Below are 19,608 nucleotides of genomic sequence, written 5' to 3'. Positions count from 1 at the left end.
GTGCGAATCGTTTCGTCATCTCCGGATCGCATTCCGATATTCCGGTTGGGATGCCCAAGACTGTGAGAGGTCGCATCCGATGCGGCCGACGACGCCCACGCCGCTTGCGCTCTGCCGTTCGACGGCTCCGCGCACGAAGGACTGTGAGCCTCCCCCGTGGGGACGGGGTTCGCACCAGTGCCGCGTGATCGCGTCGTCTACGGTCGGCGGGCGCTTCGCACCCGTCGGCCGTAACGAGACTCTTTCCAATCTTCCGAGCGCCACAGGCGTCGTGTCAGCGCGTCCCGTCGTTTGCGCGTAGTGTGTTGACATCCTGCGCGATCTGTGATGACGAGCCCCGACGGGTGAATCGCAGCGCCGGGAGAAGGATGGCAACCGGGGGGCAGTATCCATGGAGAGCATGGGATCGAAGAATACGAGCGAGAGCAAGCAGCTGCTGGCCGAGGAGGTGTTCCAGTACATCGGCTGGCAGATCATCGACGGGACACTGGCGCCGGGGCAGCGAATCCGCGACCTGGACATCGCCGACCGGCTCCACGTCTCGCGCACGCCGGTGCGCGAAGCACTGCAACGGCTCGAGCGTCTGGGACTGGTGGTCATGTATCCCAGTCGCTACACCGAGGTCACCGAGGTATCGAGGGACACCGTCGCTCAATCGCTCGCATTCGCCGGCTATCAGGCGGGAGTCGCCGCTCGGCTGGCCGTGCCCCGACTCAGCAGCTCGCAGCGCCGACACGTCGCCGGGCTCGTCGAGTCGATGTACGACACTCTCGACGACAGCGTGCGGACCATCGACAGTCGCTGGGCGGTGTTCGCTTACCTCGGTGAGCGCAGCGACAACCCGCAGCACTGCGTGGTCATCGAGGAGACGAGTGTCGCGCTTCTTCGCAATCTCCGCCACTGGACCGTCCCGAACGAGGACCGTGAGCGGATGCTGCAGGTCTACGTCGACTTCCACGACGCCGTGCTCCGCGGGGACGGCGACGCGGCGGAGCGACTCACGCGCGAGATGCACTACGTGTGATCGGGCTCAGTGCGTCGCGCGCCAGCCGGTGACCCAGCGGTCCAGGCGCCGGTAGGCGTCTTCCCTGGCATCATGGCGCGACAGGAAGACGTCGTGCAGGGCCCCGTCGATGCGCTCCACCGTCACCGATGGCCCGAGCCGCAGTGCGGCGCGGGCGATGTCGTCGACCACGAGCACAGAGTCCGCTGCTGTCAGCTCCTCCGACCAGCGCGTCGGCGGCACGGACCGCGCGGAGAGCAGCACGCAGACCGGCACGGGGATCGACAGCCCTGATGCGACGGTCCGGTGTCCGGAGAGGATCGCGTGCAGCCAGCCGGCGTACACGGCCATCGTCTGCGCGGGGCGCCAGAGCGCGTTGACCTCCATCGGGTCGTCGGGGTCGGCGACCTCGTGCTGCGCCCGCGTGTAGAAGCCGAGATCGATCTGCGGGGCGACTTCGAGGGGACGAATCCGAGCCTGCAACTCGACGACCGGCGCGAGAGCCGCCCGCACCGGGGCGATCTGGAACTCCAGCCAGGGACTGTTCAGGACCACGGCATCCGCGGTCGTCGGATGCCGTGAGGCCCAGAGGCTCAGCGTCAAGCCACCCGTGGAGTGCCCGAGCAGCACGAGCCGACGATCATCGGAGCCGTCCTCGGCATGGCCCATGACGGAGAGCGCGGCGGCGATGTCCTCGTCATAGGTCGCGAGGTCCGCCACGTAGCCAGGTGTCTGCCACTCGCGAAGGCTCCGACCGTATTTGCGCAGGTCCAGCGCGAAGAACCGCGCGCCTCTGGACGTCCAGAACCGGGCCAGCCGCTTCTGGAAGAAGTAGTCGGACCAGCCGTGCACGTAGAGCACGTCGACGCCGACGAGCGGAAGCCGGTGCCCGCGTGCGCGATCCCACCAGCTCTCCTCGACGGGCAGTGCCCTCACCAGAGTCGCGACGACGGCTCCCTGTTCGTCGGGCGCGAGTTCGAGGGTCAATTGCTCGAACTCGTCGCCGAGGACGTCTGCGATCCAGTCGGCCATGCACGCTCCCCCCTGCCCGTCAGGCTAGTCGAGGAGGTCACTGAGGCGCAGGACGCCCAGCGGTGAAGTTCTGCACGATCTGCTCCGCGACGGGAGCCAGATCCGAGATGCCGGAGCCCTCGTACGTCGTGAGGCGGACCCAGTCCGCGCCGATGCGAAGGTCGATCACCGGTCGCTCGAACTCATCGAGGCCGGTGAGCGCGGCATCCGCCCCCTCGATGTCGACGGCCGCGCCCTCCTCGATCCGGGCGAACGCCCAGGCGCCGCCCGGAAGCGAGGTGATCGTCAGGTATCCCTGCGACTCGTACTCGCTCTCGCTGGAGGCGTAGTGGCAGATACGCGCCCCGTTGACGACCTGATAGACCTCCGATGGGATGCCCCAACCGCCGAAGGAGTCGATGAGGAAGACCTCGGAGCCGAGGTCTTCGCCGAGCTCGACGGCCGTGAGGAACTGCGCGCACTCCACGCCGACGATCTCACTCGGAGCGATCTCGACCTCTCTGAGCGTCGCGGTCGCGGATGCCGCGAGCCGGCGGAGTCCCTCATCGATGCGCGGCGCATCGTCGCCCCCCAGCTCGGGGTCCACCACGAGGCCGGAGACCAGCACATCGCCGTCGATCACCTGGACGAAGCACATCCCGCTGTCCTCGCAGCGGGACTCCTCGCCCCACCAACCGCCGCGGGTCGCCGCTCCGTCTGTGACGGTCTGAGCGCCGGGGACGATCGTGACCTCCCAGCTGCGCTCGTCATCTCCGGTGGAGCAGGCGATGCCCCCGGAGCGCGGGAAGGCGTGGAGAGCGGGGCCGGGGTACCAGTTCGGCATCGAGACGCGGGACAGATTCTGCTCCACGGCGCCCTCCGACGCACCGACGAGGGCCGACATCTCCGCGCCGACATCCTCGCAGGTCACGTCGAAGGCAGGCGTCGGCTCGACGATCGGCTCCGCGGTCGGCGTCGGCGTCGCGGAAGGCGTCGGAGTGGCCGAGGCGGGAGGCTCCGGTTCCGGCGTCGGCGCACAGCCCGACACGAGAAGAAGCGCCACCGCGCAGAGGATGAGGGAGGATCGCCGTCGCATGCGACCAGCCTAGGAGGCGGCTTCCGTCGCGCGCGGAGCGGCTCGCAACGATCCGGTGACGGAGCTATTCGCCGCGCGAGACCCGCACCATCTCGTCACGGGGCACGACCTTCACGCGGGCACGCTCGTGCGGCGCGCCCAGGCCGATCTCGTGCTCGTCGAGGCGGTGCCAGCCCTCGACGTCGGTCCACTGCACTCCGCGCTCGCGGAGAAGTGCGACGATCGATTCCTCCGACGGGTCCACCGGCTGCCACCACGACCCCTGGTCGTTGATGATGTGCCGCACGGTCTCCATCGCGTCGGACTTCGTGTGTCCGATCAGTCCCACGGGACCGCGCTTGATCCACCCGGTCGCGTAGATGCCGGGGACCCGCTGGTTGGAGTCCTTCGCGAGCACCTGACCTTCGCGGTTGGGGATCACGCCGTGCTTCTTGTCGAAGGGGACGCCGGGCAGCGGCGAACCGAAGTACCCGATCGCCCGGTAGAGGGCCTGGATCGGCACCTCGCGCATCTCGCCGGTGCCGACGGCGCCACCCTCGCCGTCGGGCTGGGTGCGCTCGTAGACGAGCGCGGCGACGCGGCCGTTCTCGTCTTCACGGACCTCGACCGGGCGCGCCCAGAAATGCAGGTGCAGCCGCCGTGACGCGGAGCCTCCGGCGTTGTTCACCGAGTCGCGCTTGCGCCACGACTGCAGGACGCGGTCGATGACCATGACCTGCTTGTTGCTGGCGACGGCCTCCTTCGAGGCGTCGTCGTAGTCGAAGTCCTCGTCGTACACGACCATGTCGACATCGCGCAGTTCGCCGAGTTCGCGGAGTTCGAGCGGGGTGAACTTCACCTGCGCCGGTCCGCGCCGACCGAAGACGTGCACATCGGTGACCGCGCTGGCCTTGAGGCCCTCGTAGACGTTCTCCGGCACCTCGGTGACGAGCAGATCCTCGGCGTGCTTGGCCAGCATGCGCGCGACGTCGAGTGCGACGTTGCCGTTGCCGATCACGGCGACGGACTCGGCATCCAGCGGCCACTCCCGCGGCACGTCGGGGTGGCCGTCGAACCAGCTCACGTAGTCGGCGGCGCCGTACGAGGCGACGGCGTCGACGCCCGGGATGTCCATGGATGTGTCGCGGATGGCACCGGTCGCGAAGATCACGGCGTTGTAGTGGTGCTTGAGATCGTCGAGAGTGATGTCCTCGCCGAACCGGACGTTGCCGAACAGGCGGATGTCGCCACGGTCCAGCACGTCGCGGAGGGCGCCGATGATGCCCTTGATGCGCGGGTGGTCGGGGGCGACCCCGTAGCGGACGAGGCCGTAGGGCGCGGGGAGCTGTTCGAACAGATCGATGGAGACGTCGAACTTGCGCTCGGCCTTCAGCAGGATGTCAGCGGCGTAGATGCCCGCGGGGCCTGCACCGACGATGGCCAGTCTGAGCTTGGTCATGGGAGGTCCTTTCGTGTGCCGTCGCATCCGTCCGCCGACCCGACGGGTCGGAGGAACGGTTCAGCTCGAGCGATCGGCGAGGGTCTCAGCGAATCGGGTCAACGACTCGCGCACCGTGCCACGCGGGAGTGGTGCGAGCGCGTCGATCGCATCCTGCGTCCAGGTCTGGGCGAGTTCGAGGGTCTTCTGGGTCACGGCATGGTCGCGCAATTCGTCGAGCGGCCGGTCGAGGATCGCAGGGTCCGCACCGTCGGCGATCCGCGCCACTCCCTCGTCGATGCGTGCGGCGAGCGCGACGGATGCCTCGTCGGCCTCGGCCTTCAGCAGCAGGTACGGCATCGTGGGGACGCCCGCACGCAGATCGGTCCCCGGCACCTTCCCGGTGTCCTCCGGCTTCGCGGAGAGGTCGATCACGTCATCGAGCAGCTGGAACGCCACTCCGATCTTCTCGCCGTAGGCGCGCATGGGCTCTTCGTACTCGCTCGGAGCATTCGAGAAGATCACGCCGCCCTGCGTCGCGGCGGCGATCAGGGAGCCGGTCTTGTCGGCGAGCACCTGGATGTAGAACGCGATCGGATCGTCGTCGGGCTGAGCGCCGATGGTCTCGTGCATCTGCCCGAGGACGAGACGCTCGAAGGTGTCGGCCTGCAGGCGGATGGCTCGCTCCCCCAGCCGCGACATGAGCTGGCTGGCCCGGGAGAACAGGATGTCGCCGGTGAGGATCGCGATGCTGTTGCCCCAGACCGCGTGCGCTGCCGGGACGCCGCGCCGACGATCGGCGCCGTCCATGACGTCGTCATGGTAGAGCGAGCCGAGGTGTGTGATCTCGAGCGCCTTGGCGACGTCGATGACCTCCTCGGTGTTGCCGTCGCCGAGCTGGGCGGCGAGCAGCGTCAGCACGGGGCGGATGCGCTTGCCACCGGCCTCGTAGAGGTAGCGGCTGGCCGCATCGGCCAGCGGGTCGGCCACGCGGACGTCTTCGGCGAGTCCGGTCTCGACGCGCTCCAGCCCGTCTTCGATGGCGCGGGCGACACGTCGGGCGGCGGGGCCGATGAAGACGCGATCGCTGAAGCCGAGACGGCTCGCCAGTCGCGAACCCGGGGCGATGGGGCTCGAAGTCACGGTCCCAGCCTACCTTCGTCGCGTGCGGCGGATTGCGCCCGTGACGGTCACGCGGGCTTGCGCGCTCTGTGCAGGGCCACGATGCCGAAGGAGAGGTTGCGGTAGGCGACGTCGGTCCAGCCGGCCTCGCGGATCCAGGCGGAGAGCTTCTTCTGGTTCGGCCATTCGCGGATCGACTCGTTGAGGTAGTCGTAGGCGTCGGCGTTGGTGCCGGCCACACGGGCGACCCGCGGCAGCACCTGGTCGTTGTAGAACCGGTAGGCACCTCGGAACAGCTTGGCCGGAGGCGTGGAGAACTCGTTGATCACGAGCCGTCCGCCGGGCTTGGTCACCCGGTAGAGCTCGCGGAGCGCCCTCTTCGGATCGCTCACGTTGCGGAGGGCGTACGACATCGTGACCGCGTCGAACTCGGCATCCGCGAAGGGAAGGTCGGTGGCGTCGGCCTGGACGAACGAGAGGTTGCGCATCGCGCCGTGCCGACGCTGTCCCTCGGCCAGCATGCCCGGCGAGAAGTCGGCGGCGACCACCTCGGCGCCGCTCCGCGCGAGGGATGCCGAAGACGACGCGGTGCCCGCTCCGAGGTCGAGGATGCGCTCCCCCGGCTTCGGCGCGACGGTCCGGGTGGTGGCGGCGCGCCAGAGCGCATCGTTGCCGAAGGTCATCGCCGTGTTCGTGCGGTCGTAGCCCGCGGCGACCTGGTCGAACATGCCGCTGACGCGGGACGGGTCCTTGCCGAGATCGGCGCGGTTCTTCTCGTTCGAGGTCACGGGTTCAGTCTAGGCGCGAGGTGCAGTGTGTCGAGGCGGTCGAGCCAGAGACCCGGCGTGGCATCATCGAACGGCGCGGCCTGCGCGCGGACACGCTCCTCGAGGTCGAGCGCGAGCGCTTCGAGGCGCGTCATGATCTCGGCGGGGTATCCGTACCGCACGCTGTGCTCGGCCCATTCGTCGCGGTCGTCCACCCACGTGCCGCGCTCCCCGGCGACGCGCACTGCGCCACCCCACCGACTGCCCGATCCAGTCCCCCCACTCGTCGGCACCGAGGTAGACGCACTCGTGGCGCCAGTGGGTCGAGCCGTCCCATTTGCGCCACTGGAAGATCATCTCGGCGCCGATCGCGGGACGTGCATCGCTCATGCGCCCACCCTACGACGACGGGATTCCTCCCTCTCCGCGCGGCATAGGCTGGACACGTGCACACCACACACCTGGTCGTGGAGACCCGCGAGATCGACCCGGTCGAGGATCTCCTGGCCTACGCCGATCCTGCTCGCCCGCTCGCCTGGCTGCGCCGCGGCGACGGAGTCGTCTCGGTCGGCGAGCCCCTGACGGAGATCCGTCCTCCTGCGACGTCCGACGAATCGCGGAGCGCCGCCCTCGCCACCTTCTGGCGCGGCATGGCCGCAGAGGCCGAGATCGATGACGCGGTCGGGCTCCCCGGGACCGGGCTCATCGCGTTCGGCGCCTTCACCTTCGACGAGCGGTCGACCGCCGACAGTGTGCTGATCGTGCCGACGCAGGTGATCGGCCGGCACGGCGACCGATTCTGGCGCACGCGCATCCGCATCGCGGTGCATGCCGAGATCGGCGGCGCGCTCGAGACGCAGCCCTACGGACCGCACTGGGCGGGCACCGTCGGGCCGGGGGCGCAGAGCCCGCAGGGCTACCAGGACTCGGTGCGCGCCGCATTGACCCGCATCGCCGACGGCGAGCTGAGCAAGGTCGTGCTCGCCAGAGACCTCACCGGCAGCATCCCCGCCGGTTCCGACCTGCGCCGACTCGTCCGCGCGCTCTCGACCGGCTACCCCGACACCTGGGCATTCGCGGTCGACGGGTTGATCGGCGCGAGCCCCGAGACGCTCGTCACCGTCCGGAACGGCACGGTCACGGCACGGGTGCTCGCGGGCACGATCGGGCGAGGGGCAGACGCGGATGCCGACACCGCGGCATCCGCCCATCTCGCCTCCAGCACGAAGGACCTCGACGAGCACCAGTACGCCGTGCAGAGCGTGCTCGCCTCGCTTCGCCCGCACACGCGCGCACTGGCCGCCAGCGAGCAGCCCTTCCTGCTGAAGCTGCCGAACCTCTTCCACCTCGCGACCGACGTCGAGGGCGAGCTGGACGACGGAGAGACCGCGCTCGATCTCGTGCGGGTGCTGCATCCCACCGCCGCGGTGGCCGGCACGCCGACGCGGGCCGCCATCGAGGCGATCCGTGATCTCGAGCCGTTCGATCGTGGGCGCTACGCCGGTCCCGTCGGCTGGGTCGATGGCGCGGGCAACGGCGAATGGGCGATCGCGCTGCGTTGCGCGCAGTTCACTGCCGCGGACGACGACATCCGCGTCACGGCGTACGCGGGTGCCGGCATCGTCGCGGGGTCCGACCCGGAGTCGGAGTTGCTGGAGACCCGGGTGAAGTTCCGCCCGCTGGTCGACGCGCTGGCCTGACGCGTTTCGTCTCGTCGCTGCGCTCCTCGCTCAACGACCGGTCGTCGAGCGAGCGAAGCGAGTCGAAACGCCGGGAACGCGGTCAGCTCGCGGCGAGGCGCTTCTTCTCGGCCTCGATGTCGAAGTCTGCGGCGGGCCACTGCGGATCGATGTCCTCGAGCGCGGCGAGCAGCAGCTCCTGCACGGCCAGCCGCGCGAACCACTTCGAGTTCGCCGGCACGACGTACCACGGCGCGACCTCGGTCGAGGTGCGCTCGAAGACGGTCTGATAGGCCTCCATGTACTCGGGCCACCGCATCCGCTCGTCCACATCGCCCGGGTTGTACTTCCAGTGCTTGTCCGGGCGCTCGAGGCGCTCCATGAGGCGGGACTTCTGCTCGTCGGGCGAGATGTGGAGCATGACCTTCACGATCCGCGTGCCGGATGCCGCCACCTTCGCCTCGAACGCGTTGATCGCCTCGTAGCGGCGCTCGATCTCGGAGGGGTCCGCGAGTTCGCGCACGCGTCCGATCAGGACGTCCTCGTAGTGGGAACGATCGAAGACCCCGATGAATCCGGGCTCCGGCAGGCGCCTCTCGATGCGCCACAGGAAGTCGTGCTCGCGCTCCTCGTCCGTCGGAGCCTTGAAGGCCGTGAGCAGAACGCCCTGCGGATCGACGCCGCCGACCACGTGCCGCACGATCCCTCCCTTGCCCGCGGAGTCCATCGCCTGGAGCACGAGGAGCACGGAGTCCTTCGTGACGCCGACGCGGCTCTCGGCGAACAGCCGCTCCTGCAGCTCGTTCAGCTTCTCGAGTCCGGCGGCCAGATCCTCGGTGCCGCGCGCCTTGCCCTTGTCGTAGCCGGGCTTGCTCTCCGGGTCGACGTCGGCGAGGCGGAAACCGTCGGAGACCCGCAGCGTCGTGGTCCAGCTGTGCGCGTTCATACGCACATACTGCCAGTCATCGCGCCAGCGGGACCTCGATGATCTGACGTCCGCCTCGGGGCGAGGTGAGCGCTTGGTCGAGACCGGCGCGGGTCGTGACCTTCAGATACTCCCAGCCGTAGGCCAGGGCGAGATGCTCGAGAATCACGGTGTGCGGCGTGTAGAAGGCGCGGTCGAGATCGGCCGGAGGCGCGGATGCCGCCACCTCGAGCGCGTCGAAGATCGTGCCGCCGCCGTCGTTGCCGACGATGATCTGCACGCGGGGCTCCGTCTCGTCGGGTGGCAGCAGCATCGCACCGACGTCATGGAGGAACGCGAGATCGCCGAGCAGCAGTCGGGTGATGCCGGGGGCGCCGCCGGCCTGACTGGCGATCGCGACGCCCATCGCGGTGCCGATGGTGCCGTCGATGCCGGCCAGGCCGCGGTTGGCGTGCACCGGCACCTTCTTGCCGCCGAGCACCGCATCGGCGACGCGCACCAGGCGAGACGATCCGAACACCAGCCGATCGTGCGGCCAGGTCGCCCGCCACACCGCGTCGACGAGGAGTTCTCGGTCGAGCGGGCGGCGCACGGCATCGAGTTCGGCCTTGACCGCTTCGCGCCGGGCCGAGAAGTCGGTCGAGGCGAGCGCCTCGGGGTCGGGCGCGCGCTCGGTGAGGTCGACGACCTCGGTGGCGGAGGCCGCGAGCCAGGCACCCAGCCACTCCCGGTCGCTCGGGCCCGCCTCGACGGACACGGCGCCGACCGCACGAGTGCGCCCGTTGAGGTTCAGCTCCTCGCCACCGTGGCGGACCGCGATCACCTCGACGCCGTCGCGCGAGAGGAGGCCGGCGACCTCGCGGCTCAGTGTGGGGTGCCCGAGCACGACGACCCGCTCGATGCGACCGCCGAGTTCGTCCCGACGGAGGAGAGCGCGGTAGCCGTGCACGATCTGGCGCCCGAAGCGTGCGCCGCTGACGATCTCCGCGATCAGCGGCCAGCCGCCCTCGTGCGCGATCTCCTCCGCGAGAGGTCCGGCATCCGCACCCGCGACGACCACGGTGCGAGGTCCGCGCTCGAGCACGTGCGGCTCGACGGCCGCCGGACCCGGCGCATCGCCGGGAACGATCGCGATGCCGGGCGACCGCCCTGAGAGCGGCTCGCGTGACGGCAGGTTGAGATGGACGGGGCCTGCGACGCCCGGGAGCCCGGCTGCGGCATCCGTCGTTCCCATGGCGGCGCCGACCGCGCGCGCGGCCAGACCGGTCCACTCCCCCTCGCCGGGGACGGGCGCGTCGATCTGCTCCCGCACCCAGCGGTCGAAGAACCTCTCCTGGAGGGTCGCCTGGTTTGCTCCGACGCCGCGCAGCTCGGGCGGACGGTCGGCGGTGAGGAGCAGCAGCGGGACTCCGGAGTGGAAAGCCTCCATCGTCGCGGGCAGCAGATTCGCGACGGCCGTGCCAGAGGTGCAGACAACCGCGGCGGGAACGCCCGACTCGCGTGCGATGCCGAGAGCGGTGAAACCTGCGACGCGCTCGTCGATGCGCACATGCACCCGCAGCGCCCCGTCACTCGCGGCGTGCACCGCGGCGAGCGCGAGCGCCTGCGAGCGGGAGCCGGGCGAGAGCACGATGTCGCGCACGCCGTGTGCGACGAGCTCGGCGATCAGGGATGCCGCGGCATCCGTGGCCGGCGATGAGGTCACGGGCGGGGGTCCGCGGCAGGAGGCTCGTCGGTCTCCTCGTCCAGGCGCGCGAGCTCCTCTTCGAGCCGCTTGATGCGGGCATCCTGCTCGGTCTTGCTGATGCTCTGCAGGAACGCGGGGTCGTCGTCGGGAGCGACGACACGAGGGACGTTCTGGTCCTTCGCCCGGCGGCGGCCGATCGTGAACCAGAGGATGCCGCCGATGACGGGGATGAGTGCGACGATCGCGATCCAGGCGGCCTTGGGCACACCACGGTGCCGCGTCGCCGGCTGCACAGCGCAGTCGACGATGCTGAACACCCAGAACACGGCGGCCAGGAAACCGCCGACGATCAGTAGTCTTGCCACCCCTCCAGTGTAGGCGCGTGGCGGGCACGCGGATTCGGGTGGATGATGTCGGTATGAGCGCGCGCTCAGCGCCGGAGGACCCCCCGCCGGAAGGCGAGCGGATTTCGGCATCCGCGGAGGAGAGCGTCGTCCCGACGAGGGAGTCGGATGCGGCGCTCGGTCGGCGCGCGCAGATCCTGGCGACCGAGCACTGGGGACTGCTCGCAGCACGCAGCACCGCGCAGAGCGAGGTTCTGACCCGCATCACGATCTTCCTCACTCTGGTCTCGGCCGGACTCGTGACCATCGGGCTCCTCGGTCAGGCATCGGGTTTCGCCGGCTGGTTCGGAGGCGCGTCGCTGGCAATCCTCGCCTTCCTCTGGCTGATCGGGTTCATGACGCAGTTCCGGGTGATGAATGTGTCGGAGGAGGACATGATGTACGTCGTCGCGATGAACCGGCTCCGCGGCGCGTACGTCGACCTCGATCCGAGCGTCGAGGACGTGTTCCTCGCCTCGACCTACGACGATCAGGCGGGCATGAAACTGACCTACTCGTTCCTGCGACGGCGGAGCGTCAGCATCCTGCTGGGCAGCTCGGTGATGCTGCTGATCGTGGTCAACGCGTGTGTCGCCGGGCTGCTCGTCGGCTCGGCGATCGTCGCCGGCGGCGGAGAGTTCGGATGGGCGGTGGGAATCGGCATCGCTGCCGGCCTGGTCTACGCCGCCGGCTTCATGACCTTCGGCGGTGTGGGGTTCCGTTCGGCATGGAAGCACTACGTTCCCCGGCGCACGACCCCCGGGAGCGCGCCGCCCTCGCTACGCTGAGCGCATGAGCGAGGCTCCCCCGCGTACGCCGAACCCCGTGCTCTCCGTCGTGCGCCGGATGCCGGCCACCCTGACGATGGTGCTGTTGATCCTGATCGTGGGGGTGGTGTGGCAGGGCCTCTGGGTGCCGTTCGAGGACACCGCGCTGTTCCGGACCGTGGCCTACGGGCTCCCGAACCTCGCCGACGGCAAGTGGTGGACCCCGCTGACCGGCACGTTCTTCGTGAACGAGCCGTGGGTGTACATCTTCACGATCTCCAGCTTCTGGGGCATGGGATACCTGGAGTTCCGGCGCGGATCGAGGGTCGCCCTCGCCTACTACTGGGTCGGTCAGCTCTTCGCGATCCTCGCCACCGCGCTGGTGCTGCTCGTGCTCTCGCAGTTCCCCTGGGCGTGGGCTGCGACGCAGGCGCAGGCACTCGACGTCGGCGCATCCGGAGGCACGATGGCGTGCATCGCCGCAGCCGTCGGACTCTTCCGGCCGCCCTGGCGCGTGCGCGGGTGGCTGATCCTGCTCGGCTTCGTGTTCATCTCGATGCTGTTCTGGGGCAAGGTGGCCGACCTCGAGCATCTGCTCGCCGTGCTGCTGATCCTGGTCGTCGACCGGTCGCTGCGCGTGCGGCACACGACCGTGCGCGAACAGCGGCTCATCGCGGTGGTCGCGATCCTCGTGCTCGGCGCCGTCGAGATCATCACGACCCTCGTCGCGACCGACGGGCCGTTCGGACCGACCGAGCCCGTCTCGGGTGGGTTCATCGACCTGGCGATCGACCTCGTCGTGATCCTCGTCCTCGTGAACGGTCTGCGCCGCGGGCGTCGCTTCGCGTGGGTGCTCGCGCTCCTCCTCGGCATCTTCAACGTTCTTCTCGCCGCACTCGTGCTCACGCTCATCACGGTGTTCAGCCAGGCCCAGCTCGATTTCCGCTGGGACGGCGAGACCGAGCTCGCCCTCGCGAACGGGTTCCTGTGGGTGATCATGCTCGTGTACCTGGTGTGGGTGCGTCGAGCCTTCCGGGCGAAGCGGAAATCGACCCTCGGCATCCAGCCTGCTCCGAGCATCGACGACGTCAAGAGGGAGCTGCGCACTCACGGCGGCGGGACGCTGTCGTGGATGTCGACCTGGGAGGGCAACAGCTACGCCCGGGTGCCCGGAGGAGTGGTCGCGTACCAGCGGCGCAACGGGGTCGCCCTGGCACTCGCGGATCCGATCGGTCCGGCGGAGGAGCGAGCGGATGCCGTGAGGGGATTCATCGGCGCTGCGGAGCAGGCGGGGCTCGTGCCGTGTTTCTTCAGCGCGGATGCCGCGACGCTCGCTGCCGTGCCCTCGACCTGGCGGAGCATCGTCGTCGCGGATGACACGATCGTCGACCTCACGGGTCTCGAGTTCACCGGCAAGCGCTGGAACTCGGTGCGCTCCTCGCTCAACAGGGCGGGCCGCGAGGAGATGACGTTCCGCATGACGCAGCTCAAGGCCGAGTCGTGGGGTGTGCAGCAGCAGCTGCGTGCCATCTCTGAGGCGTGGGTCGGCGAGAAGGATGTGCCCGAGATGCGCTTCACCCTCGGCACGCTCGACGAGGCGGAGGACCCCGAGGTCCGTCTCGCGCTGGCGCTCGCCCCGAACGGCGACGTCGACGGATTCCTCTCCTGGCTGCCGGTCTACGGCGAGGGCGGAATCGTGCGCGGCTGGACGCTCGACCTCATGCGCCGCCGGGATGGCGGGTTCGGCCCGGTCATGGAATTCCTCATCGGGTCATCTGCCAAGCTTTTCTCCGAGGAGGGGGCCGAGATCATGTCGCTCTCGGGCGCTCCGCTCGCACACGACTATCCGCCGGATGCCGGCATGATCGCGGCCCTGAGCGACAAGCTCGCCGAGGCGCTCGAGCCGGTCTACGGCTTCGGGTCGCTGCACCGGTTCAAGCAGAAGTTCCACCCGCGCTACGAGACCATGTATCTGCTGTTCCGCGACGAGAGCGACCTCACCCGTATCGGCGGAGCGCTCACACGGGCGTTCCTGCCGGACGCGAAGATCCGACAGTTCGCCGGTGCAGGGCTGGAGCTGGTGCGCGGTAACGAGAAGGACTGACGGCGCCAGGCCGGGGTCAGGTGTCGCGGGGCCGCTGCCGCAGCTGTTTGACGTCGGTGCGGCGCTGCTTCGCCTTCAGCCGACGCTCCTTCGAGCCGCGGCTGGGCTTCGTCGGTCGCCGCGTCGGTGCTGGTGGGCGCAGGGCATCGGCGACCAGAGCGGCGAGCCGGGCACGCGCCGCCTCGCGATTGCGCAGCTGCGCGCGCTGCTCGGATGCCGCGATCGTCAGGACACCGTCGACCAGACGGGCGCTGAGCCGCTCGAGCACCCGTTCGCGCTGCACGGGTGACAGCACAGCGGATCGCGCGGCATCCCAGCTGAGCTCGACGCGGGAGTCCGCGGTGTTCACGCCCTGGCCGCCGGGGCCGGACGATCGGGAGAACCGCCAGGACAGCTCGGACTCGGGGATCGTCACGCCCGCAGTGACCCGGAGTCCGGGGCGGGGAGGGGCGGCCATGCCTCCATCATCCTCCGCGGGCGGGCGGCGGGCCAGTCGCACGGCACGTTCGGGCACTCCCCCTGCGTCAGCGCGGGCTGAGCGAGCAGGTGAGATCCACGAGCTCCTCGACCTCGCACTGGAGACTGTGCGCATAGGCGCTGCGCCACTCCGCCGGGGTGAGTCCCTCGCGGACGCGGTGCAGGTAGAGCTCGAAGTCGGCGGGTTCGTTCGCCCGCGGGTCGAACCCGTAGCGACGTCCGATCGCATCGACCGCGCCGATGATGCGCGCGCCCGTCGTGTCGTCTCCGAGAGCCGCAGCCGCACCGGCGGCGACGGAGGCGGCGATCAGCAGCGACACCGGATCACCCTCGTCCGCGCTGCGCCGCACGACGGGCACGAGCGCCGCGATCGCCGGCGCCCCCTGTCGCAGATCGAGGTGGACCTTCGCCGCCACGACCGGTGCCATGAGCGCGACCCAGTCGTGTCCGCAGCGCGAGGCGAGCGTCTCTGCGCGGTCGAGCAGGGCGATCGCCTCCTTCGTGTGGCGCGACCCTCGGTGCACCTGCCCTCCGATCAGCATGACCATCGCGGCGGCGGCATCCGGCATCCGATCGAGGTCGCTCAGCGCCGCGGCCAGCTCCCTGCCGGGGTCTGCCGCCGCCCGCGGAGCGAGCGTGAGCAGATACGCCGCGAACGCCCGACTGAGCCCGCGGAGCCCCGGATCGTCGGACCGCTCCGCGGGCTCGCGTGCGGAAGAGATCCAGGCGGCGGCCTCCGGCATGCTGCCGAGTTGATAGGCGAGGAAACCTCTCGCGAGGCAGAGCTGCGCCTCGGCGGCGGCATCCGCTCTTCCGGGAATCTCGCTCGACCTGCGCGTCAGGGCGAGGAGCTCCTGCTGACGCCCCGATCGGACGGCGAACCAGAGGAGCCCGCCGGCGATCGCCACCGCCGTCGCCCGGTCCTCCGCGCGCACGGCGGAGTCGAACGCCGCGACGAGGTCGGGCCATTCGGAGCGGACCCGAGCGATGCGCGCGGCCGAGCCCTGCGCCGTCAGCTCGACCGACGCCCGAGTCGACTGTGCCGCGAACCATTCACGATGCCGTCGCGACCACTCCCTATCGGGAGTCGCGCCGCGCAGGGCCGCTCGGCGGATGAGCTCCGAGACGCGGAAGGCTGGACCGGCAGCGCTGTCTTCCGCGGCGAGCAGAGAGGAGGCGACGAGGTGATCGAGATCGCTGTCTCGGTCCCGCTCGCCGCAGACGGCCGCAACGGCGTCCCGCGTGAACGGACCCGTGAAGCCCGCCACCGCGCGCAGGGTGTCGCGCTGGTCGGGGGCGAGCATCTCCAGAGACGACCGGAGGGCCGCGGCCAGCGGAGACTCCGCCTCCGCGGGCCGATGGAGGTCGCGGAGCATCGAGCCGGCGACCTCGTCCAGGGGCATGACCGCTGCGCGCGCGGCCGCGAGCTCGATGGCGAGCGGCAGCCTGCCGAGCTGCTCGATGAGCCGATCCGTCGCATCGGGCTCCAGCGGATCGCCCGGGAGCCTCGCCGCGAGGAGTGCCCGCGCATCCGCGAGCGGCAGCGGATCGATGCGGAGAACGCTCTCTCCCGGCACGCCGAGTGTGCGACGGGCGGTGCACAGCACCGCGAGTCCGCGGGCGTTCGACAGCACGGCGGTCGCGATCGCGCCCACCTCCGCGAGCGCGGCGTCGGCTCCATCGAGCACGAGGATGCCACGGCGGTCCGCGAGGTGCGCCGCGATACCCGGAGCGGAGGCAGCCGGTGCACCCACGACGGATGCGATCCTCTCCCCCACCTCGCCACCGGCCGCGGCGCTGAGCCCGACGAACCAGATGTGCTCCTCGCCCGCGACGGCACTGGTCCCGAGCCAGTCGACGGCCAGCCTTGTCTTGCCGACGCCGGCGGGCCCGGTGAGGGTGACGAGACGGGACACGTCGAGCGCCGCGGTGATCGCCGCGCGCTCTTCGCTGCGGCCCACGATCCCGGCGATCGGTCCAGGGATGCCGGTCCGGCGGGTCATCGGCGACGCCGGCATCCGGTGGCTCGGTGCAGCCGCAGGGCGGACGGCGGTAGCCCCCTCCCCGCTCGCATCGCGCACCGCGAGGCTGTGGAATGCCCGGTCACCGACGGCGGCCCGCGTCTCGGCCACCCGCACGAGAGCCAGCAGATCTTCATCGTCGGGGTGAGCCGCACGCAGCGGATGCAGCAGCAGCAGAGCGCTGTCGATGCGTCCTGCCTCGAGCGCGGCTCGAGCGGCCTGCAAGCGAGCGGTATGCACGGCGCGGGTGATGCGTACTCGCGCATCCGCGACGAACGGAGGCGCGCCGATGCCTCCCAGCGGTGCGTCGTGCCAGTTCGCGAGCACGTGCGGCACGGCGACGTCGTCATCGGCGGCGCCGCGGGCGACGGCATCCTCCAGCGACCAGAGGTCCACCGAGAGACCAGGGCCGTCGGCGAGGCGGTAGCCCGAGCGGCCTCCGCTCAGCCAGGGGCCGAGCGCGGTCGCCCGCAGCCGCGACATGTATGCCCGCAACGTCGTCCGGATCTCCGGCGCGCCGCCGTCCCACAGATCGTCGATCAGGCGGTCGAGGGGAATCGTCCGTCCACGATCGAGCGCGAGCCGCGCGACGAGGGCACGCTGTCGAGGTCCGCCGAGGGCGGTGCGTACCCCGTCCGCCGTGACGGCGACGTCGTCGAGCAGCTGCAGATGCACGGGGGCCATGCTGCATCATTGCACGATCGTTGCAAGGGAAGAAGACAACGTCGACCTGGATCGGACGCCGCCAGTCTGGACACATGGAACACACCGATGCACCGCCTCAGACCCGATTCCGCACCTCCCTCGGCGAGATCGCCGCGACGATCGTGGGCCGGGGACCGTACGCCCTGCTGTGGCACGGCATGTTCGTGGATGGCAACTCCTGGGGATCCGTCGTCCGCGAACTCGCCGCCCACCGCACGCTCGTCATCCTCGACGGGCCGGGCTACGGCGCGAGCGCGCACCTGACGCGGGTGAGCTCGATCGAGGAATGCGCGGAGGTGGGGGCGGAGATCATCGAGCAGCTGGGGGGCGACGGGCGCGTCGACTGGGTGGGCACGGCCTGGGGAGGCCATGTGGGGATGGCCGTGTCCGCGCTCTTCCCGCGCAGCATCCGCTCGTTGATCGCGATCAGCTCACCCGTGGAGCCGATCGATCCCGTGTTCCGGATCAAGCTCATCATCGCCAACCAGGTGCTCGCGCACTTCGGTCCGATCGCGCACCTGCGGCACGTGATCCACGATGCGCAGCTGATTCCTGCGCATGCGAAGGACCGGGCGATGACCGACGTGATCGACACCGCGCTCACCCGGGTGCCACGGCGGAGCGTCGCCGCGACCGTGACGTCGTTCATCGTCAACCGAGCGGACGCCACGCACCGGTTGCCGCGGATCCAGGCTCCCACGCTGTTGGTGGCCGGGGACGACCGCGGCGAATGGTCGCCCGAGGTGATGGAAGCGGCGGCTGCGCTGATCCCGGATGCACAGACCCGGGTCATCGCGGGGGCTCGGACGCTGCTGCCGGTGGAGCGTCCGGCGGAGCTGGCGGCCGAGATCGTGGCGTTCTGGGCACGGCTCGACGCGCGGTGACCTGGGCGCCCGTGGACGCCAGGTGAACGCGAGGGCGCCGGATCTGAAGGCTCGGTGAACAAGGGGGAAGTCGCTGGAGACCGGAATACTGCCCGCCTAGGTTCAGGAATGAGCCGGCGACCGTCCGGCTGAACACCATGCTCGACACTGGGGATGCACATGAGAATCAGCAGGATGACGGGGTGGGCGGCCGCAGGCCTCGCCACCGCCATGATCGCGGCGCCACTGCCCGCGCTCGCCGAAGACACGAATGCCTCGGATGCCACGACCGGCTCGCTCACGGTCACGCGGTTCGACGACCGCTATGCCGACGGCCTGTACGACACGAGCAAGACGGCCGCGAGCGGCGACGTCGACCGCCTCAACACCTCGCACGCGGCGCAGCTGATCGACGTCGACGGCACCCGGCACTACCTGAGCGCGGATGCCGATGGTCTCTACCGCTTCACCGACATCCCGGTGGGTCCGGCGAAGCTCTACCTGGGCTACCCGAACAACCCTCCCGGCGAGGTGCTGTTCGACGCCACCGGCGTGACGGACGCGACCGAGATCACCCGCCTCGCGACGGCCGAGTACTTCGGTCCGCAGGGCGTGCTCGACATCGAGATCGACGCGGACGGCGAGGAGCGCCTGATCGGCATGTCGGCGCTGCGCCTCGTCGCGAACGTCGTGAACGTCGATGGGTCGCCCGCCTCCGGACTCGCGACCGTCGAGCTCGGCTCGGGCGACGACTGGTACCCGGCGACGGAGTACGACTTCCAGCCCGGCACCTACGAGGCGTTCCAGCCCTCGGGGTACATCCGTCACCTCCCCGGCGAGCTCGGGGTGCGGGTCACGCCTCCCGCTGGCTTCCGGGTCGCCGACGTCACCGCGGGCGACAACAGCGCCTTCTCCGTGACCGAGCGCGACGGCGCCTACTGGTTCTCTTCGACCGAAGTGTGGAACTACTTCTGGAACCCCGCCTTCACGATCACCCTCGAGCCGATTCCGGACGTGCACAAGCCCACCGCCACTCTCGTCTCCCCCACGACCGCCGGTCCGTTCTCGGCGCTGAACGTGCAGGTGGATGCAACCGATGACACGGGGCTGAAGCGCATCGTCGCCAACATCTACCAGGGCGGCACGCTCGTCAAGAGCACGCAGACCGCGGTCACCGGTACGAGCGCATCGCACACGGCGACGGTCGTTCTGGCCGATGGCGAGTACACCGTCAAGTACAACTCGCAGGATGTCACGGGCAAGATCTCGCAGACGAAGTCGTTCGCCTTCACGATCGACGCGACCGCGCCGAAGGCGACCGTGAAGACGGGCGAGAAGTTCACGGTCGGCGCGGACGGCGCCTACGACCTCGTGAGCTTCAAGCTGTCGGATGCCGGGAAGATCGACAAGGTCACGATCAACGGCAAGGTCAAGGACCTCACGAACAACGCCTGGTCCGACGTCAACTTCGTCAAGCCGGGCACGTTCGGCACGGTGACCGGCACCAACACGCTGGTCGTCTACGACGTCGCGGGCAACACGCAGACGACGACGTTCACGCTGAACTGACGATCTGCGTGA

17 protein-coding genes are annotated in these 19,608 nt (G+C 69.9%); 6 read left to right on the top strand and 11 right to left on the bottom strand.

Features of this window, described 5'->3' with window-relative positions:
- Positions 1–400: 400 nt before the first annotated feature.
- A complete protein-coding gene (locus RS85_RS10470; RefSeq protein WP_235282410.1) occupies positions 401–1,024 on the top strand; it encodes a GntR family transcriptional regulator in 624 nt (207 codons plus the stop codon).
- A gap of 6 nt (positions 1,025–1,030) precedes the next feature.
- Here the strand turns inward: RS85_RS10470 and RS85_RS10465 are convergent, their stop codons facing one another.
- The 6 genes from RS85_RS10465 to RS85_RS20015 all read right to left on the bottom strand — a co-directional run bounded on the left by RS85_RS10465 (position 1,031) and on the right by RS85_RS20015 (position 6,661).
- Positions 1,031–2,035: an alpha/beta hydrolase gene (locus RS85_RS10465; protein WP_046013395.1), complete on the bottom strand. Its 1,005-nt coding sequence runs from the start codon at positions 2,033–2,035 to the stop codon at positions 1,031–1,033.
- A 37-nt stretch (positions 2,036–2,072) separates the two neighbouring features.
- Complete coding sequence (locus tag RS85_RS10460; protein ID WP_046013394.1) at positions 2,073–3,110, bottom strand: hypothetical protein; 1,038 nt, start codon at positions 3,108–3,110, stop codon at positions 2,073–2,075.
- 64 nt (positions 3,111–3,174) lie between these two features.
- Positions 3,175–4,548: an FAD-dependent oxidoreductase gene (locus tag RS85_RS10455; protein WP_046013393.1), complete on the bottom strand. Its 1,374-nt coding sequence runs from the start codon at positions 4,546–4,548 to the stop codon at positions 3,175–3,177.
- A 60-nt stretch (positions 4,549–4,608) separates the two neighbouring features.
- Positions 4,609–5,670 (bottom strand): polyprenyl synthetase family protein, encoded by a 1,062-nt coding sequence (locus RS85_RS10450; protein ID WP_046013392.1) that lies wholly within the window; start codon positions 5,668–5,670, stop codon positions 4,609–4,611.
- Positions 5,671–5,717: 47 nt separating this feature from the next.
- Entirely contained in the window at positions 5,718–6,437 is a 720-nt protein-coding gene (locus RS85_RS10445) for a class I SAM-dependent methyltransferase (RefSeq protein WP_046013391.1), read from the bottom strand.
- Entirely contained in the window at positions 6,434–6,661 is a 228-nt protein-coding gene (locus RS85_RS20015) for a hypothetical protein (protein ID WP_235282409.1), read from the bottom strand. The genes RS85_RS10445 and RS85_RS20015 overlap by 4 nt, the downstream gene beginning before the upstream one ends.
- 201 nt (positions 6,662–6,862) lie before the next feature.
- Between RS85_RS20015 and RS85_RS10435 the strand changes: the two genes are divergently transcribed.
- Positions 6,863–8,116, top strand: coding sequence for an isochorismate synthase (locus RS85_RS10435; protein WP_046013390.1), 1,254 nt, complete (start codon positions 6,863–6,865; stop codon positions 8,114–8,116).
- 82 nt (positions 8,117–8,198) lie between these two features.
- On the opposite strand, the gene RS85_RS10430 is transcribed toward RS85_RS10435, so the two are convergent.
- From RS85_RS10430 to RS85_RS10420, 3 genes are read right to left on the bottom strand one after another with little or no spacing between them, the layout of a single operon-like run.
- Entirely contained in the window at positions 8,199–9,041 is an 843-nt protein-coding gene (locus RS85_RS10430; RefSeq protein ID WP_046013389.1) for a polyphosphate kinase 2 family protein, read from the bottom strand.
- Positions 9,042–9,057: 16 nt separating this feature from the next.
- Complete coding sequence (gene menD, locus RS85_RS10425) at positions 9,058–10,725, bottom strand: 2-succinyl-5-enolpyruvyl-6-hydroxy-3-cyclohexene-1-carboxylic-acid synthase (RefSeq protein ID WP_046013388.1); 1,668 nt, start codon at positions 10,723–10,725, stop codon at positions 9,058–9,060.
- Positions 10,722–11,072: a PLD nuclease N-terminal domain-containing protein gene (locus RS85_RS10420; RefSeq protein ID WP_046013387.1), complete on the bottom strand. Its 351-nt coding sequence runs from the start codon at positions 11,070–11,072 to the stop codon at positions 10,722–10,724. The genes menD and RS85_RS10420 overlap by 4 nt, the downstream gene beginning before the upstream one ends.
- 53 nt (positions 11,073–11,125) lie before the next feature.
- Here RS85_RS10420 and RS85_RS10415 point away from each other — a divergent pair, with 53 nt between their 5' ends.
- Positions 11,126–11,878, top strand: a complete 753-nt coding sequence (locus RS85_RS10415; protein WP_052703526.1) for a hypothetical protein — start codon at positions 11,126–11,128, stop codon at positions 11,876–11,878.
- 4 nt (positions 11,879–11,882) lie between these two features.
- A complete protein-coding gene (locus RS85_RS10410; RefSeq protein ID WP_046013386.1) occupies positions 11,883–13,961 on the top strand; it encodes a bifunctional lysylphosphatidylglycerol flippase/synthetase MprF in 2,079 nt (692 codons plus the stop codon).
- Between the two features lie 16 nt (positions 13,962–13,977).
- Here the strand turns inward: RS85_RS10410 and arfB are convergent, their stop codons facing one another.
- Positions 13,978–14,418 carry an alternative ribosome rescue aminoacyl-tRNA hydrolase ArfB gene (arfB, locus tag RS85_RS10405; RefSeq protein WP_046013385.1) on the bottom strand — a complete coding sequence of 147 codons (441 nt, stop codon included), beginning with the start codon at positions 14,416–14,418 and terminating at the stop codon, positions 13,978–13,980.
- A gap of 67 nt (positions 14,419–14,485) precedes the next feature.
- Complete coding sequence (locus tag RS85_RS10400) at positions 14,486–17,143, bottom strand: AfsR/SARP family transcriptional regulator (RefSeq protein WP_046013384.1); 2,658 nt, start codon at positions 17,141–17,143, stop codon at positions 14,486–14,488.
- A gap of 74 nt (positions 17,144–17,217) precedes the next feature.
- Here RS85_RS10400 and RS85_RS10395 point away from each other — a divergent pair, with 74 nt between their 5' ends.
- Positions 17,218–18,048 (top strand): alpha/beta fold hydrolase, encoded by an 831-nt coding sequence (locus RS85_RS10395; RefSeq protein ID WP_046013383.1) that lies wholly within the window; start codon positions 17,218–17,220, stop codon positions 18,046–18,048.
- A 174-nt stretch (positions 18,049–18,222) separates the two neighbouring features.
- Positions 18,223–19,596 (top strand): hypothetical protein, encoded by a 1,374-nt coding sequence (locus RS85_RS10390; protein ID WP_046013382.1) that lies wholly within the window; start codon positions 18,223–18,225, stop codon positions 19,594–19,596.
- Positions 19,597–19,608: the final 12 nt, after the last annotated feature.

The sequence above is a fragment of the Microbacterium sp. SA39 genome (assembly GCF_000967865.1).
Classification (GTDB): Bacteria; Actinomycetota; Actinomycetes; order Actinomycetales; family Microbacteriaceae; genus Microbacterium.
The sequence above is the reverse complement of the archived record's forward strand: the minus strand, read 5'-3'. Positions and strand labels throughout refer to the sequence as shown.